Below are 16,364 nucleotides of genomic sequence, written 5' to 3'. Positions count from 1 at the left end.
TCAGTTCTCGTGTGAGCCTGTAACTGCCGCCGCCACGCCTTCGTAGTCCGCGACCGCCGCTCGGCCGTTCGGCTCGTACTCGAGGATCAGGAGTCCTGCGGGCGTCGCGGTGTGGTGTCTCAGTCGGAAGCCCAGGTCGGTTGTGTTGCGACCGAACAACTGTCGGCCCGTGCCAAGTGCGGTCGGGGCCACGACCAAGCGCAGTGTGTCTACGAGACCTGCTTCGAGGAGCGACGCGGCGAGGGTGTTGCTGCCGTGGATCTGTAGTTCGCGTCCCGGCTGCGAGCGCAGGGCGGACACCTCCTCTACCGGCTCGCCGCAGAGGAGGGTCGCGGGCTGCCAGGGCAGTTCGGTGAGGGTGCTGCTCACCACGTACTTGGGGAGGCCGTTCATCCGCCCTGTGAACGGGTCGTCGGGGTCGGTGATCTGCGGCCAGTCGCGGGCGAAGGCCTCGTAAGTTCGACGCCCGAGGAGGAGTCCGCCGGCGAGGTCGAGCCACTCCGACGCCTGCCGGATGAAGGTCTCATCCATGTGCGGCACGAGCCATCCGCCGGCGGTGAAGCCGTCGGAGGTGTCCTCGTCGGCCGACCCGGGGCCCTGGGTGACGCCGTCGAGGGTGATGAATTCGGTGACGGTGATCTTCATTGCCGGGCTTCACTTTCCACCAGTTCGGCGAGCGCCGCGGTCACCGAACCCCAACCGTCGTAGAAGCCGAGTTCATGATGTCGGTCGCGATCGGATGGATTGCCGTGGCGCACGACGACGCTGTACTCGGTTCCGTCGGTGTGTTCGGCGAAGGTGATCTCGGCGGTCATGGGGACCGGCGCCGGTTCCGCGGGTCGCCAGGAGCTGTCGATGGCGTTGGTGAACACCAGACGCTCGGTGGCGTCGACGACGACGAAAACGGCGTCCATGTGCGGGACGAACGTCGCGCCGTCGTCGCTCATTTGCGTGACCAGGGCGCCGCCGGGGCGTGGCTCGAGTCGGTCGACTCGGGTGACGGTCGGGGAGGGCGTCCACCATTTCGCGAGCTGTTCGGGTCGGGTCCACGCATCCCAGATCCGTTGTCGCGGTGCGCGGATGATGCGTTGCAGGGTCAGGTCGAGTTCGGGGTCGATCATGATGTCTCCTCTGGTTCGGTGACGAAGGCTTCGAGTCGGTCGGTGCGTTCGGTCCAGACGATGCGCTGGTGTTCGAGCCAGGTCTGCAGGCGTCGCAGGCGTCGCCGGTCGAGCGTGCACACCCGTGTTCGGCCGGTCTTCTTGGTCATGACCAGTCCGCTGTCCTCGAGGACCCTCAGGTGCTTCATGAACGACGGCAGCGTCATGGGGAAGGGATCGGCGAGTTCGCCGACGCTCGCGGGTCCGCGCCCGAGACGTTCGACGACGGCGCGGCGGGTCGGGTCCGACAATGCGCCGAAGATCTCGTCGAGAGTCGCCGTACGGTTTGCCATGTGGCTAAGTGTCGCACGGCTCGTCACTTAACTCAATGGTTAAGTGAAGGATCGTCTTCGGGTTGTGGATAACTCCGGCGGGCCTGGCGACATCGGCGTACTATCGAATGTATGTACGAATCATCGTCGGGCGGAACATCGGGTCTGTCGACGGACGGTCTACGTGCCCTCCAAGGCCTCCTCGCCGGGATGCCTGCAGGCGTCGACGAGGCCGAGTCGGTGCGGCGGCTGACGCTGCTCGAGGAGATCAAGTCGGCCTGCACTGCGGTCCAGGTGCGTGAGACCGCGAATCTCGACCGGCTACGTGCCGACGATGAGGCGGCACGGAATGTTCCGCAGAAGCGGCGGGGCCGGGGACTCGCCGCCGAAGTCGGGCTGGCACGGAAGGTCTCACCGAAGAAGGGGAGTCAGTACCTCGGGTTCGCTCGTGCTCTGGCACACGAGATGCCGCATACGATGGCAGCACTCACAGACGGTGTACTGACCGAATGGCGTGCCACCATTCTCGTTCGCGAAACCGCTTTTCTGACTCGCGAATCGCGCGAAGAGATCGATCGGCGGGTGTGCGGTGACCGTGCGGAATTGGTGGGTGTGTCCGACCGCGAGATCGAATCGACGGCGAAGCGTCACGCCTACGAACTCGAGCCGGCGGCGGTGGTCGCGCGAAAGGCCAAGGCCGAGAAGAGTCGGCGGGTTAGCGTGCGGCCGGCGCCGGATCTGATGACCCAACTCTCGGCGTTGTTGCCGATGACACAGGGAATCTCCGTATATGCCTCGCTCAAGAAGCACGCCGACTCCATACTCGGTGCCGACGATCGCACGCATGCGCAGATCATGGCCGACACGCTGGTCGAACGTGTCACCGGCCGATCCGCAGCGGAACCGGTTCCGGTGTCGGTAGACATGATCATGTCCGACGAGTGCCTGTTCGGGCTCAACGATTCGGCGGCCGAAGTGAAGGGGTACGGACCGATTCCGGCAGCAGTGGCACGGGAACTCGTCGCCGCGTCGGTGTCGCCCGATGGTGAGACCGCCTCGACGATGCGTCGTATCTATGCACGTCCGTCGGATGGCGCACTGGTGGCGATGGAGTCGAAATCGCGAACCTTCCCGGCCGCGCTCGCACACTTCGTCCGACTCCGAGACCAACGCTGCCGAACTCCGTACTGCGGTGCGCCCATCGCGGAGATCGACCACGCGAAACCACATCGCCACGATGGCACGACCAGCGAGGCCAACGCCGACGGCATCTGCGTCATCCACAATCGGGCCAAAGAGGCCGACGGCTGGGACTACTCGGTCCGCATGGCCGGTGACATCCGGGTCATCGACGTCATCACCCCGACCGGTGCCCGTCATCGGAGCACCGCACCACCGGCGATCGGGCACCAGAGTCCTGACCGCAGCGTCGTCGAGACGAAGCTGCTGCAGCTGCTCGCGGTCGCCTGAGCGGTGCCGGCGCCGGGTAACGTCCAACGGCGTGACGATCCGCCCTTTGATTCGGCCGGCGACTCCGGCTGACGTCGACGCTGCCGCAGTTACTCTCGGCCAGGCCTTCGCCGACTACCCGTTCACCCGGCACACAGTCGACTCGCATGATCATGGCGACCGAGTGCGGTCGTTGCAGCGGCTGTTCCTCGCCGAGATCGGCATGCGGTGCGGACGTGTTTGGGTATCGGACGACCTTGCCGCCGTGGCGGTGTGGATCACACCGTCCTCGAGTGGCCTTGACGAGGCGTTCGGCGACATCGCATCTCGAGTCGTCGACCTCTACGGCGACAGAGCGGAGATCGCAGCGCGGGCCGACGAGGCAACTGCCGGTCTTCGGCCGGCCGAACCTGTCTGGCATCTGGCCACGGTGGGGGTCGCGCCGCATTCACAGGGGCGAGGGCTCGGTGCAGCTGTGCTCGAGCCGGGGCTAGCGGCCGCGCAGTTGGAAGGGCACGTCGCCTACCTGGAGACCTCGTCCCCGGCGAACGTCTCGTTCTATGAACGACTCGGGTTCGAGGTGGCCGGGAAGGTGTCTTTGCCCGACGACGGCCCGGAGGTGTGGGCGATGACTTGTGGAAGGTGAATCCCGCATCTCCTTGTCTCGTACTAAGTTGTCCGAGGGGAGTGGTGTCAGGACGCTGGCGCCGGGAACGGGGGACTCACAGTGACTTATCGCCTGGAAGCCGAGAAGTGTGTGATCGAGGGCGTCGGCAAGACGTTGGCCGGGTGTTCGGACGCCACGCGGGCGCTCTGGTCGGGCAGCGCGGGATTCGCTGACGCAGCTGCCGCGATGCCTGGATCAGCGTTCAGCGCCGCTTGTGCCGGCAAGGACGACGTCATTCGTACCCTTCTTGGACGCGCGGCCGCTCGCATGGACGCGGTGTCGCAGACGTGCTATCAGGTTGCCACCGAGTTCGCCGATACCGATGGAGAGTTGGCGAGCGGTTTCCGAGCCATTTCCGTGTTCTGATGAGCCGACCGACTCGATCGACGGTCAACAGCTGGGATGTGATGGTCCTGCTCCAGTCCGCGAGTTCGCTGGAGACAACAGCTGAGAACCTACGAACCCAGACCAAGACGATGGCCGACGCACCGATGAACGTGACGGGCTGGTCGGGCGAATCCAGGCGCGCGTGCGAAGACCGTACGACGTCTGACCGAGACGAGATCAACAAGCTCGGCACCGAACTCAGCGCGGCCGCAAGGGTGCTGCACGACACCGCCGCCGCGATCAGCCCCAATCGCAGCACTGCGCTGACGAAAGCGCTCGGCCTTGAACTCGACAAGTTCAGCGTCTCGGACGACTGGACCGTGCGCGACGCTCGTGACTACGCGTCAGAGTTGGGCGGAGTGGAGGCCGGAAGCGCGGCCGAACAGTCGATCCTGAATGATCAGGCCACACGTGCAGAAGAGGCGAAGACAGCGACGCTGTCGCTACAGTCGCTCGCGGACGAGATCGGGGAAGACGACCGGAACGGTGCACGCGCGCTGAATGTGGTCTTCGGCAATGCAGAGATCAATGCTCCGCTCAGCTCGAGCTTTTCCGCAGGACAAGCAAGCCGCGATGTCCAGGCGATCATGAGGGGGAACGCGACGCCTGATCAGAAGGAGCGGTTCTACCGAGCGACCAGCCTGACACCTGAGCAGCGCGCGGCACTGGCGAGGGGTGACGATGCTGTCATCCCGAAAGAGCAGTTCGATTATCTAAAGGCCACCTACACCCCCATCTGGGGACAGAATGCGGATGGGTCCGCGCCCTATTCTCTCGACGCGTTGAAGCGTTTCGGAGACGAATACAGTGGTGCGGAACGGCTGAAGCTCAAGAACGCGCTCGGTGACGGTATCTACATGCTCGGCAACCCGAGTCTGCGGACGGACCAGCAGGTCGAGCCGGCGTTCCTTGCTGGGCCGCTGCAGCAGATGGGATTGGCGCCGGGGCCGAAGTTCGTAGGCGGCGGGATACATCAGCTATCCACGCCTGTCCGTGAGGTGTTGACCAGTCCTGCATCGAGCAAAGGTCAACTTAGCCTGCCCGATGCCTCCGCGCATTCAGGCGGCGACAAGCTGATCAATGATCTGAAGACTTACAAGGATCTCAAGTCCTTGATGGACATCATTGAAAATAGGTCCGACGACGGCGAAGGCACCTACGGTTCGAAGTCGGTGCAACTGGGCAGCGACGTCGATCGAGCGCTGATAGCTCGCGCTGGTGAGATCGCCAGTGGTACACAGGAAATGTACGTCACCGACCTCAGGACTATGGGGCACAGCAACATTTCGAAGCATGAGGTCGAAGATCTCCTCATACGAATGCTGGACGTTAGCGGGTCTGACCATATTGCGGTGCATGATGCGGTAATGGCTTCCACTGGGAAGGCTGCTGGCGGACCAGCATTGCTCGCGTACGACATCGATGGCAATCAGGGTTCTCTGAAAGATGCGGAAACGCTGAAGAATCTCATGACCTTCGATTGGACAGACGGCGCTGGTCATAAGGACGCGGGCGTCAATCGGCTGTTCAACTGGATGCCCGGCGCTGCTTATGGCGACGAGGCATCGTCTGTGGAGCAGTTGATGGATAACGAGCGTGCTGGAAAGATTGCTACAGAGCTAACCAAGTACTTTGGTGCGAACAAGGATTCGTTGATCGATATCAGTGCTGATGACAAGCGGGCATTGGGTGAACTGAACCCAGAGCTTGCACGGACACTCGCTGCCGCTATCGGTCCGCACACGGCGGTGATGGGCGGTGCGGACGCGGGTCTCTTTGGATCGTCGGGTGTATCGGAGGTAACCGGAGCAGAACTGAAGGCAATGTTCCAGATTCTAAATTCAGACGCTGAGGCTGGAAAAATAGTGAATTCGCTGACCGCGCTTCAGGTCGACATCCTTCAGGAAGAGTTTGGTAGAGACCACAATGACTACGGTCTTGGTGAGATCGCCGGCCGCATAGAGGGGGCGATGATCGGTGGGCTGGATTCACACATCCAAGAGACATTCGAAGATAAACGCTATGAAGCAGCTAAGGATGCTGCTCGGGCGGGAGCGCTCTTCGAGAGCGCTACGGCCCTCCTGAAGGTGACCGGCTTGAATCCGGTGGTCAGCGCACTGATCGACGGGACCGCGGCGGAAGTCAAGTTGGAACTCTTCGGACTACCCAAAGATCCCGACACGATAATCACCGACGAAGATACTGCAAAACTACGCCATGATGTCTATAACTCGGAGATTCAGCCCAACGCCAAGTATGTGCAGGTCCTTGAAGGGTATTTCAGGACCCACACGGATCTGGTCGATCAACCTGAATTTCGGAAATTGTTTGTCGGGCAGGAGGTCGATTTCGAAGAGATGAGACGAACCGGAGAAATGCCACCAGTGTCTCACGATAGCGCCGCAGCTACGTACATCCAGCAGTTACTTGAGTCTGACATGAGTTCCTTCGTGAACCGTCATAATGAGAATCACCACCATGCATACGGTCAGAAGTAGTCTGGTGCTTAAAGGCCACGGTTTTCTGACTGGGGTGTTGTGTACTCTGCTCACGCTTTGTGTCGCGTGCGGACCATCTCCGAACACCGGTGGTGATTCGACAAGTTCGTCGCAGCCGTCGGTGGCGGATCGGTTGCCTCCGAGGCTGCAGACCTCGTATCGATGGTTCGAAACTGATGTCCTTGACCTGGCGAGTTCGGAAGGAACGTTTGTACGCGCTTACACGGAGTCGTTCGAGTTGTCTTTTGAGGGCCAGTCTCCGCAATGGGGCTATCCCGGATTTGTCGAGGCCTCGCCGTCAGACATCGACGAGAAGGTCACATTCGTGCCCAGTGAGAGTTCGCACAATGATGTGGTGAGCACTTTGTTCTTCCGTCCACTGCGCCGAGTGGACGATGGTCCGAATGTGCGCATTGTGTTGTGCCGTAGTGAGATCTTCTCGATCGCTCCCAGTGCCCGGGGCGGTTCGCAGGAGTGGCGAAACGTGCACGCGCAATGGGGATTTCCTGTCACGATCGATCTCACGAAGTCCGGTGACGTTCTGCCACCCGCAGACCAAGCGGGCCCGGCGCCGGCGCCGTACCGTTCGGTGTTCGGCAGTTGGAAGGTGACGGATTTCGAGAGGCTCGGAGTCCGGCCGGAGAACTCTGCAGACATTGTCGCGTGCGACGCGTTGCCTGACAATCCTGACATTCCACGGATCGACATGTACTCCGGTCCAGACCCGGTGCCGACGCTTCCGTCTTACCCCGGGTGGCCGGCCAACGGAGTCTGAGACACCCGGACGCTTTCGTCCGCACCGACCCTCTCGCCCTACACTTGTCCACCATGTGCACCGCTGGTAACGCGCCGATGATCGCCCCGTCCATCTTGTCCGCGGACTTCGCGAATCTCGCCGACGAGGCGGCTGCTGTTGCCAAGCCCGGTGCCACCCGCGCCGACTGGCTGCACGTCGACGTCATGGACAACCACTTCGTGCCGAACCTGACGCTGGGTCTGCCGATTGTGGAGAGCCTGCTGAAGGCGACCGACATCCCGCTCGACTGTCACCTGATGATCGACAACCCCGACCGCTGGGCGCCGCCGTACGCCGAGGCCGGCGCCCACAACGTCACGTTCCATGCGGAGGCCACCGAGAATCCGATCGCCGTGGCCCGCGACATCCGTGCTGCCGGTGCGAAGGCCGGTCTGTCGATCAAGCCGGGCACCGCGCTCGAGCCTTACCTGGAGATCCTCCGCGACTTCGACACCCTGCTGATCATGAGCGTCGAGCCGGGCTTCGGCGGACAGAAGTTCATGCCCGAGGTCCTCGAGAAGGCCCGCGCCATCCGCAAGTTCATCGACGCAGAGGACTTGACGCTGCTCGTCGAGATCGACGGCGGCATCAACGCCGACACGATCGAAGAGGCCGCCGAGGCGGGAATCGACTGCTTCGTCGCCGGATCGGCCGTCTACGGCGCCGCCGACCCCGGCCAGGCCGTCGCCGCCCTGCGGGAGTCCGCCGCGACCGCACGCGCCCACAGCGACATCTGACCCGCCACATGGACATCGTCGCCGCCATGGACCGCGCCGTCGAGGCGTCGTTTGCGGCCATGGGTGTCAGCTCGCCCAATCCGCCGGTCGGAGCGGTGATCCTGACCGCCGACGGCGCCGTCGCCGGTGTCGGCGCGACCCAACCGCCGGGCGGCCCGCACGCCGAGGTCATGGCCTTGCGCGCAGCGGGTGAAGCCGCGCGGGGCGGTACCGCGATCGTCACGCTCGAACCCTGCAACCACACCGGACGCACCGGGCCGTGCTCGCAGGCGCTCATCGAGGCCGGCGTCGCCGAGGTCCACTACGCGGTCAGCGATCCCAACCCCGTCGCCGCGGGTGGCGCCGACACTCTTCGGGCCGCCGGCATCCGGGTGACCGGGGGAGTCGCGGTCGACGCCGTGGAGAACGGTCCGCTGCGTCCGTGGCTCACCCGTCAGCGGCTCGGGCGGCCGATGGTCACCGCCAAGATCGCGGCGGGCATCGACGGCCGGATCGCCGCACCCGACGGCACCAGCCAGTGGATCACCGGGCCGGCGGCCCGCGACCACGCCCACCAGCAGCGTTCACGCCTCGACGCCATCGTCATCGGCACCGGCACGGCCCTCGCCGACAACCCGACCCTCACCGCCCGCACCGCCGATGGCGGGCTGTACCCGCATCAGCCGGCACGTGTGGTGCTCGGGCACCGCGACCTGCCTGCCGACGCCAACGTCCGCGGCGACACCGGAGGACCGCTGGTCTGCGTCGACTCCCACGACCCGGCCGACGTCCTCGCAGCCCTGCCCGACGCGCTCTGGGTCCTGGTGGAGGGCGGCCCGCACATCCTCGGCGCCTTCTTCGCCGCCGACTTCGTCGACGAGGTCCACGCCTACGTCGCGCCGATGGTGCTGGGCGCCGGACGCAGTTCCGTCGAGATCCCGGGAGTCACCACTCTGGACGACGCCAGACGGTTCGAAACCCGCGAGGTCACGACGCTCGGAAGTGACATCTTGATCGCACTCGACCGCTCATCGCGGGCATCGGCGCAGGACTGAGCGGGGCGAGATGCACGACACACCGGCGGCGATCTGTTTCGCTCAGCGAAATTCCAATGCGACTCCGTTCTCGCGTCGTGCTAGCGTCGATACCACCAGTTCTCGGGGCGGGGTGAGATTCCCCACCGGCGGTGATGAGGGTGCTACGGACATGCACCTTCCAGCCCGCGAGCGCCTGTCGGAAGACAGGGACAGCAGATTCGGTGAGAATCCGAAGCCGACGGTCATAGTCCGGATGCGAGAGAACAGGCGACACAGTGCCGCCCTGTCTGCTCCGAGCGAGCAGGAGGAGTGCGTGTTCACCGGAATCGTGGAGGAACTCGGCGTCATCGCCGACCGCGAGGATCTCTCTGATGCAGCCCGCTTCACCGTGCGGGGACCCATCGTCACCGCCGATGCCGGCCACGGCGACTCCATCGCGGTCAACGGCGTGTGTCTGACCGTCGTCGACCTCCGACCGGGCGAGTTCACCGTCGACGTGATCGGCGAGACGCTTCGTCGCAGCTCCCTGTCCGACCTCGCCGCGGGCAGCACCGTCAATCTCGAACGCGCCATGCCCGCGAACGGGCGTTTCGGCGGCCACATCGTGCAGGGCCACGTCGACGGGACCGGTCGCGTCCTGTCCGTGAGCCCCTCGGAGAACTGGACCGTCGTGCGCATCGGCGTGCCGGCGAAGCTCACCCGCTACCTCGTCGAGAAGGGTTCGATCACCGTCGACGGTGTGTCGCTGACCGTCTCGTCCGTCGGCGGCTCGGGTGACGATTCGTGGTTCGAGATCTCCCTGATCCCCACCACCCTCAACGAGACCAACCTCGGTGCCACCAAGCCCGGCACCGTGGTCAACCTCGAGGTCGACGTGATCGCGAAGTACGTCGAACGTCTGCACCTCGGAAACACCCAAGATGTCCCTGCGCTTGATGTCACCGGGACGAAATGAGGACAGCGGGCGAAATGAGCACAACGAGTGAGGTTCTGATGAGCGAATCGCCGCGTGATGATGACGACGCGACCACCGACGAACGAGTCCAGCTCGACTCGATCGAACGGGCCATCGCCGACATCGCCGCCGGCAAGGCGGTCGTCGTGGTCGACGACGAGGACCGGGAGAACGAGGGCGACCTGATCTTCGCGGCCGAGAAGGCCACCCCGGAGCTCGTCGCCTTCATGGTCCGCTACACCTCGGGCTACCTGTGCGTCCCGCTCGACGGCGACGCCTGCGACCGCCTCGGTCTGCCCCCGATGTACTCGATGAACCAGGACAAGCACGGCACCGCCTACACCGTGACCGTCGACGCCCGTGAGGGCATCGGCACCGGTATCAGCGCCTCGGACCGCGCCACCACCATGCGTCTGCTCGCCGACCAGGAGGCCACCGCCGGTGACTTCACGCGTCCCGGCCACGTCGTCCCGTTGCGCGCCAAGGAGGGCGGCGTGCTGCGTCGTCCCGGCCACACCGAGGCCGCCGTCGACCTGGCCCGGCTCGCCGATCTCGCGCCGGCCGGCGTCATCTGCGAGATCGTCAGCCAGAAGGACGTGGGCTCGATGGCCCGCTCCGACGAGCTGCGCGTCTTCGCCGACGAGCACGACCTCGCCATGATCTCGATCGCCGACCTCATCGCGTGGCGTCGTCGCCACGAGAAGCACGTCGTGCGCGTCGCCGATGCCCGGATTCCGACCCGTCACGGCGACTTCCGCGCAGTCGGCTACTCCAGCGTCTACGACGACGTCGAGCACGTCGCCCTGGTGAAGGGCGACGTCTCCAGCGACGACGGACACGACGTCCTCGTCCGCGTGCACTCGGAGTGCCTGACCGGCGACGTCTTCGGCTCGCTGCGCTGCGACTGCGGTCCGCAGCTCGACGCCGCGATGGAGATGGTGGCCGAAGAAGGCCGCGGCATCATCCTGTACATGCGCGGCCATGAGGGTCGCGGCATCGGCCTGCTGCACAAGCTGCAGGCCTATCAGCTGCAGGACGCCGGCGCCGATACCGTCGACGCAAACCTGGAACTGGGTCTGCCCGCCGACTCCCGCGACTACGGTCTCGGCGCCCAGATCCTCGTCGATCTCGGGGTGTCGTCGATGCGTCTGCTGACCAACAACCCGGCCAAGCGCGTCGGCCTCGACGGTTACGGCCTGCACATCGTCGACCGGGTGCCGATGCCGGTGCGCGCCAACGCCGAGAACCTGCGCTACCTTCGCACCAAGCGCGACCGGATGGGACACGACCTCGTGGGTCTCGACGATCACGCACATACCGGCGACGACGCATCTGAAGGAGCCCCTGCATGAGTGGTCACGGAGAACCGACCCTCGAACTCGCCGATGCCGGCAAGCTCCGGCTGGCGATCGTGTCGTCGCAGTGGCACGAGAAGATCTGTGGCGCACTGCTCGACGGCGCGGTCCGCGCGGCCCACGAGAACGGTGTCACCGAGCCGACCATCGTGCAGGTCGCGGGCGCCATCGAGTTGCCGGTCATCGTGCAGGCGCTGGCCCGCACCCACGACGCCGTCGTCGCGCTCGGCGTCGTGATCAAGGGTGAGACACCGCATTTCGATTACGTGTGCGACGCGGTGACCGCGGGTCTGACCCGCGTCTCGCTCGACGAGTCGACCCCGGTCGGCAACGGTGTGCTGACCACGCTCACCGAGGAGCAGGCCATCGCCCGCGCGGGCTTACCCGGTTCGACCGAGGACAAGGGCGCGCAGGCGACCGTCGCCGCACTGGCGTCGGCCCTGACCCTACGCGCGCTGGCACGCGGTGAGGCCCTGCCGAGCACGGTCGGAGGAGCATCGGCGTGACCTCCCCTCGATGGGACCTGGTCTATCGGCCGCGCAGGCTGCCCCGCTGGGCGATCGTCGCGGCCGTGATCGTGATGGCCATCCACATCACCTTCGGGCTGCTGCTGACGATCGAGGACGTCGGGGTCCGCAACCTCGGCAGCTCCGACCAGGTCGCGATCATCCTCATCGGTGTTCTCTTCACCGGCGCCATCCTGCTGTTGACCCGTCCGCGGCTGCGGGTGGGCGCCGAGGGTGTCGAGGTGCGCAACCTGGTGCCCACTCGACTCTTCACCTGGGACCAGGTACTCGGACTGACCTACCCGGAAAAAGGCTTCGGCGCCTGGCTGCTGTTCCCGTCCGACGAACACATCACCGTGCTGGCTGTGCAGGCGAACGACGGGCCGCAGGCCGTCGAGGCGATGGCCCGGTTCCGCGAGCTCGAAGAGCGCTATCGCGGGACCGTCCGACCCGCCAACTAGCCTGGAACACGTGGCCGACCCGACTACCTACCGTCCTGCTCCCGGAACCATCCCGACCGATCCCGGGGTGTACAAGTTCCGTGACGAGCACGGTCGTGTCATCTACGTGGGCAAGGCCAAGAACCTCCGGTCGCGTCTGACGTCGTACTTCGCCGACATCGCCTCGCTGCACCCGCGCACCCGTCAGATGGTGACGACGGCGGCGTCGGTGGAGTGGACCGTCGTGGGCACCGAGGTCGAGGCACTTCAGCTCGAATACAACTGGATCAAGGAGTTCGATCCGCGGTTCAACGTCCGCTATCGCGACGACAAGAGCTACCCGATGCTCGCCGTGACCCTCAACGAGGAGTACCCGCGGCTGTTCGTCTACCGCGGACCCCGCCGCCGTGGCGTGCGCTACTTCGGGCCGTACGCGCATGCGTGGGCGATCCGCGAGACCGTCGACCTGCTGACGCGGGTGTTCCCGGCGCGCACCTGCTCGGCGGGCGTGTTCAAGCGGCACCGCCAGATCGACCGGCCGTGTCTGCTCGGCTACATCGACAAGTGCTCCGCGCCCTGTATCGGCCGGGTCGACGCCGAGGAACACCGCGAGATCGTCGAGGACTTCTGCGACTTCCTCGCCGGCCGCACCGACCTGCTGATCCGCAAGCTCGAACGTGACATGTCCGCTGCGGCCGAGGATCTCGATTTCGAACGCGCGGCCCGCCTGCGCGACGACATCGGCGCCCTCCGACGCGCCATGGAGAAGCAGGCCGTGGTTCTCGGCGACGGCACCACCGCCGACGTCGTCGCGATCGCCGGAGACGACCTCGAGGTGTCGGTACAGGTTTTCCACGTGCGCGACGGACGCGTCCGCGGTCAGCGCGGGTGGGTCGTCGAACGCAGCGACAACGGGACCGACGGCGACGTCATCGGCGAGTTCATCACCCAGTTCTACGGTGCGCAGGTCGATTTCGACGCCACCGTCGACGTCGGCGAGGACCGCGCGCACGGCGAATCGGTCCCGCGCGAGGTCCTGGTCCCCGAATTGCCCGCCAACGCAGCCGAACTCGAGGAGTGGCTGTGCGGACTGCGGGGGAGCAGGGTCACCCTGCGTGTACCGCAGCGCGGCGACAAGAAGGCGCTGTTCGAGACCGTCGCCCGGAACGCGGGGGAGGCGCTCACCCAGCACAAGCTCCGACGCGCCGGTGACCTCACCACCCGGTCGGCCGCCCTCACCGAACTGCAGGAGAACCTGATGCTCGACCAGGCGCCGCTGCGCATCGAGTGCGTCGACATCTCGCATGTGCAGGGCACCGACGTCGTGGCTTCTCTCGTCGTCTTCGAGGACGGTCTGCCGCGCAAGTCCGACTACCGCCACTACGCGATCCGCCATGCCGCCGGCGACGGCCACTCCGACGACGTCGCATCGATCGCCGAGGTCACCCGCCGCCGCTTCCTCCGGCATCGCGCCGACCGTGACGCACCGCCGCCCGAGTCGGGGGAGGTCGACGCCGAACCGCAGACCTCTGCGCAGCCGCGGAAGTTCGCGTACCCGCCCAATCTGTTCGTCGTCGACGGCGGTGCGCCTCAGGTGCATGCCGCGGCGGCGGTTCTCGACGAGCTCGGTGTCACCGACGTCTCGGTGATCGGACTCGCCAAACGCCTCGAGGAGGTGTGGGTGCCCGGTGAGGACGACCCGATGATCCTGCCGCGCAGCAGCCAGGCGCTGTTCCTGCTGCAACGTGTGCGCGACGAGGCGCACCGGTTCGCCATCACCTTCCACCGCAGCAAGCGCAGCAAGCGGATGACCGCGTCGGCGCTCGACGGCATCCCGGGTCTCGGCAAGACACGACGCACCGCGCTGGTGACCCACTTCGGGTCGGTCGCGCGTCTGCGTGAGGCATCCTTGGAGGAGATCGCCGAGGTCCCCGGGATCGGCCTCACCACCGCCCGTGCGGTGCAGACCGCGCTCGGCGGTGGCACTGTTGCGGAGACGGTGTCGCCGGTACCGGGCGAGACGGTGAACGAGGCGGAGATGACGGTGGTGACCGGTGACGCGGGACGAGGTGTCGATGAGTGAGCGGGCCGAGGCCGAACACGACGAGCAGTTGACCGGAGGCGTGCGGAACGACGGGGTACCGGACGGACTCACCGTCCTGTTCGTGACCGGCATGTCCGGCGCGGGCCGCTCCACGGCGGCCAACGTGCTCGAGGACGACGGCTGGTACGTCGCGGACAACGTTCCGCCGTCACTGATCTCGACGATGGTCGGGATGGTGCGGGAGAGCGACCCGACGATCACCCGTCTCGCGATGGTGTTGCGCGCATCCGGCCCCGACCTCGCCCACGAACTCGAACAGCTGCGGGACAACCTCGAGGAGTCGGGGATTCGTACCCGGCTGCTGTACCTCGACGCGAGCGAGGAGGCGCTGGTCCGTCGCTTCGAGCAGGTGCGTCGCCGACACCCGTTGCAGGGCAAGGAAACTCTCATCGAGGGCATCGCCCGGGAACGCGCGATCCTGGCGCCGATCAAGAACGTCGCCGACCTCGTCGTGGAGACCTCGGCGCTGACCGCGGCCAAGCTCCGCTCCGTGGTGGAGGGTGTGTCGCCGGGAGACACCGAACCGCGGCTGAGCATCGCGGTGCAGTCCTTCGGCTTCAAGTACGGACTGCCCATCGACTCCGATCTCGTCGCCGACGTGCGGTTCCTGCCCAACCCCCACTGGATCGACGAGCTGCGCGACCACAACGGGCAGGAGGCGGCGGTCCGCGACTACGTCCTCGGCCAGCCCGACGCCGGCGACTTCCTCGACCTGTACACCGACCTGGTGTCCATCGTCGGTCGTGGCTACCTGCGAGAAGGTAAGCGCTACATGACGATCAGCGTCGGCTGCACCGGCGGTAAACATCGAAGTGTTGCCATCTCCGAGGAGCTCGCACGGCGTCTCCGCAAAGCCGTCGACGACTCCGGCGTGGCCACCTACGACGTGCGCGTGATGCACCGCGATCTGGGGCGCGAATGACCCAGGAGATCGTCGACCCCAAGATCGTCGCGCTGGGTGGCGGCCACGGCCTGTACGCGACGCTGACCGCGATGCGTTACCTGAGTACCGACATCACCGCGGTGGTGACGGTCGCCGACGACGGGGGATCGTCGGGCCGCCTGCGTGCCGAACTCGGCCTCATCCCGCCGGGAGACCTGCGAATGGCCCTGGCCGCGTTGATGTCCGCGCCCAAGGCGCTCGAGGACTTCCAGACCGCGGGTGACCCCGACACCCGTCGACGCCACGAACTGTGGGCCGAGGTGCTGCAGCACCGCTTCGGCGGTCGCGGCGCGCTCGCCGGACACCCCATCGGCAATCTGATGCTCGCGGGGCTCACCGAGGTCCTCGGTGACACGGTGGCCGCGCTGCAGGAACTCCGGTCGATGTTCGGGATCGTCGGGCAGGTGCTGCCCATGTCGACCGTCCCGCTCGACATCGAGGCCGACGTGTCAGGACTCGAGGCGGACCCGCGCATCAGCCGGGAGATCCGCGGACAGGTCGCGGTGGCGACGACGCCCGGCAAGGTGCGTCGCGTGCGGCTGATCCCCGAGGAACCGCCCTCCTGCGAGAGTGCCGTCGAGGCAATCGAATCCGCCGATCTGGTGATGCTCGGACCCGGCTCCTGGTTCTCCAGCGTGATCCCGCACGTGCTGGTGCCCGAGCAACTCAAGGCGTTGCAGCGCACCGCCGCCCGCAAGGTGCTGGTGGTCAACCTCGCACCCGAACCGGGGGAGACCCCGGGGTTCTCGGTGGAGCGGCATCTGCACGTCCTGCACGCCCACGCCGACACCTTCCGCGTCGACAACGTCCTGGTCGACGCGTCGTCGGTGCCCGCCGGACGCGAACGCGAGCACCTCGTGCGCGCGGCCGGACTCTTCGGCGCCGAACTGAACGTCGGCGATGTCGCGGTGCCCGGCCGCCAGGTCCATGACCCGGCGAAAGTCGCCGCCGTGGTGAACGAACTGTGCGAAGGTGAATCGAACCGTTACGCTGACCGGGCCGACGCCTGACCCAGGCGATGATTCGGCGTTTTCTCGAGGGACGTGTGGGCAGTTGACAGGAGGACAGGGACCGGTGGC

17 protein-coding genes and 1 riboswitch are annotated in these 16,364 nt (G+C 65.9%); of the genes, 14 read left to right on the top strand and 3 right to left on the bottom strand.

The window, feature by feature from the left end; genetic code table 11:
* The 3 genes from BJF87_RS12765 to BJF87_RS12755 are packed head-to-tail and all read right to left on the bottom strand — an operon-like array spanning position 1 to position 1,453.
* Positions 1–645, bottom strand: coding sequence for a dihydrofolate reductase family protein (locus tag BJF87_RS12765; RefSeq protein WP_006357210.1), 645 nt, complete (start codon positions 643–645; stop codon positions 1–3).
* Positions 642–1,121 (bottom strand): SRPBCC domain-containing protein, encoded by a 480-nt coding sequence (locus BJF87_RS12760; RefSeq protein ID WP_035751500.1) that lies wholly within the window; start codon positions 1,119–1,121, stop codon positions 642–644. The genes BJF87_RS12765 and BJF87_RS12760 overlap by 4 nt, the downstream gene beginning before the upstream one ends.
* Positions 1,118–1,453 carry a helix-turn-helix transcriptional regulator gene (locus BJF87_RS12755; protein WP_035751502.1) on the bottom strand — a complete coding sequence of 112 codons (336 nt, stop codon included), beginning with the start codon at positions 1,451–1,453 and terminating at the stop codon, positions 1,118–1,120. The genes BJF87_RS12760 and BJF87_RS12755 overlap by 4 nt, the downstream gene beginning before the upstream one ends.
* A gap of 189 nt (positions 1,454–1,642) precedes the next feature.
* Between BJF87_RS12755 and BJF87_RS12750 the strand changes: the two genes are divergently transcribed.
* The 14 genes from BJF87_RS12750 (at position 1,643) to yvcK (ending at position 16,295) form a co-directional block, all read left to right on the top strand.
* Positions 1,643–2,902 (top strand): DUF222 domain-containing protein, encoded by a 1,260-nt coding sequence (locus BJF87_RS12750; RefSeq protein WP_187346509.1) that lies wholly within the window; start codon positions 1,643–1,645, stop codon positions 2,900–2,902.
* Positions 2,903–2,933: 31 nt separating this feature from the next.
* Positions 2,934–3,527, top strand: a complete 594-nt coding sequence (locus tag BJF87_RS12745; protein WP_035751506.1) for a GNAT family N-acetyltransferase — start codon at positions 2,934–2,936, stop codon at positions 3,525–3,527.
* A gap of 81 nt (positions 3,528–3,608) precedes the next feature.
* Positions 3,609–3,914, top strand: coding sequence for a hypothetical protein (locus BJF87_RS12740; RefSeq protein WP_006357215.1), 306 nt, complete (start codon positions 3,609–3,611; stop codon positions 3,912–3,914).
* Positions 3,914–6,433, top strand: a complete 2,520-nt coding sequence (locus tag BJF87_RS12735; RefSeq protein ID WP_006357216.1) for a hypothetical protein — start codon at positions 3,914–3,916, stop codon at positions 6,431–6,433. The genes BJF87_RS12740 and BJF87_RS12735 overlap by 1 nt, the downstream gene beginning before the upstream one ends.
* Positions 6,414–7,208, top strand: a complete 795-nt coding sequence (locus BJF87_RS12730) for a hypothetical protein (RefSeq protein ID WP_262338960.1) — start codon at positions 6,414–6,416, stop codon at positions 7,206–7,208. Before BJF87_RS12735 ends, BJF87_RS12730 begins: the two co-directional genes overlap by 20 nt.
* Before the next feature lie 53 nt (positions 7,209–7,261).
* Positions 7,262–7,966, top strand: coding sequence for a ribulose-phosphate 3-epimerase (gene rpe, locus BJF87_RS12725; protein ID WP_075863281.1), 705 nt, complete (start codon positions 7,262–7,264; stop codon positions 7,964–7,966).
* Between the two features lie 8 nt (positions 7,967–7,974).
* Positions 7,975–9,000: a bifunctional diaminohydroxyphosphoribosylaminopyrimidine deaminase/5-amino-6-(5-phosphoribosylamino)uracil reductase RibD gene (gene ribD, locus BJF87_RS12720; protein ID WP_075863280.1), complete on the top strand. Its 1,026-nt coding sequence runs from the start codon at positions 7,975–7,977 to the stop codon at positions 8,998–9,000.
* A 94-nt stretch (positions 9,001–9,094) separates the two neighbouring features.
* Positions 9,095–9,251, top strand: a riboswitch (FMN riboswitch).
* Between the two features lie 44 nt (positions 9,252–9,295).
* The gene (locus BJF87_RS12715) at positions 9,296–9,937 is read left to right on the top strand and encodes a riboflavin synthase (RefSeq protein WP_075863336.1); all 642 of its coding nucleotides are present in this window, start codon (positions 9,296–9,298) and stop codon (positions 9,935–9,937) included.
* A 38-nt stretch (positions 9,938–9,975) separates the two neighbouring features.
* The gene (locus tag BJF87_RS12710) at positions 9,976–11,289 is read left to right on the top strand and encodes a bifunctional 3,4-dihydroxy-2-butanone-4-phosphate synthase/GTP cyclohydrolase II (protein WP_075863335.1); all 1,314 of its coding nucleotides are present in this window, start codon (positions 9,976–9,978) and stop codon (positions 11,287–11,289) included.
* Positions 11,286–11,798 carry a 6,7-dimethyl-8-ribityllumazine synthase gene (ribH, locus tag BJF87_RS12705; RefSeq protein ID WP_006357222.1) on the top strand — a complete coding sequence of 171 codons (513 nt, stop codon included), beginning with the start codon at positions 11,286–11,288 and terminating at the stop codon, positions 11,796–11,798. Before BJF87_RS12710 ends, ribH begins: the two co-directional genes overlap by 4 nt.
* Complete coding sequence (locus tag BJF87_RS12700) at positions 11,795–12,259, top strand: PH domain-containing protein (RefSeq protein WP_075863279.1); 465 nt, start codon at positions 11,795–11,797, stop codon at positions 12,257–12,259. The genes ribH and BJF87_RS12700 overlap by 4 nt, the downstream gene beginning before the upstream one ends.
* A gap of 10 nt (positions 12,260–12,269) precedes the next feature.
* Positions 12,270–14,321, top strand: a complete 2,052-nt coding sequence (gene uvrC, locus BJF87_RS12695) for an excinuclease ABC subunit UvrC (protein WP_075863278.1) — start codon at positions 12,270–12,272, stop codon at positions 14,319–14,321.
* Positions 14,314–15,264, top strand: a complete 951-nt coding sequence (rapZ, locus tag BJF87_RS12690; protein ID WP_187346499.1) for an RNase adapter RapZ — start codon at positions 14,314–14,316, stop codon at positions 15,262–15,264. The genes uvrC and rapZ overlap by 8 nt, the downstream gene beginning before the upstream one ends.
* On the top strand, positions 15,261–16,295 hold the full coding sequence (yvcK, locus tag BJF87_RS12685; protein WP_075863277.1) for a uridine diphosphate-N-acetylglucosamine-binding protein YvcK: 1,035 nt from the start codon (positions 15,261–15,263) through the stop codon (positions 16,293–16,295). Before rapZ ends, yvcK begins: the two co-directional genes overlap by 4 nt.
* The last annotated feature ends 69 nt before the right edge of the window (positions 16,296–16,364 follow it).

Source organism: Gordonia sp. CNJ-863 (genome assembly GCF_001942325.1).
Lineage (GTDB): Bacteria > Actinomycetota > Actinomycetes > Mycobacteriales > Mycobacteriaceae > Gordonia > Gordonia alkanivorans.
This window is presented reverse-complemented; position numbering and strand designations above follow the sequence as displayed.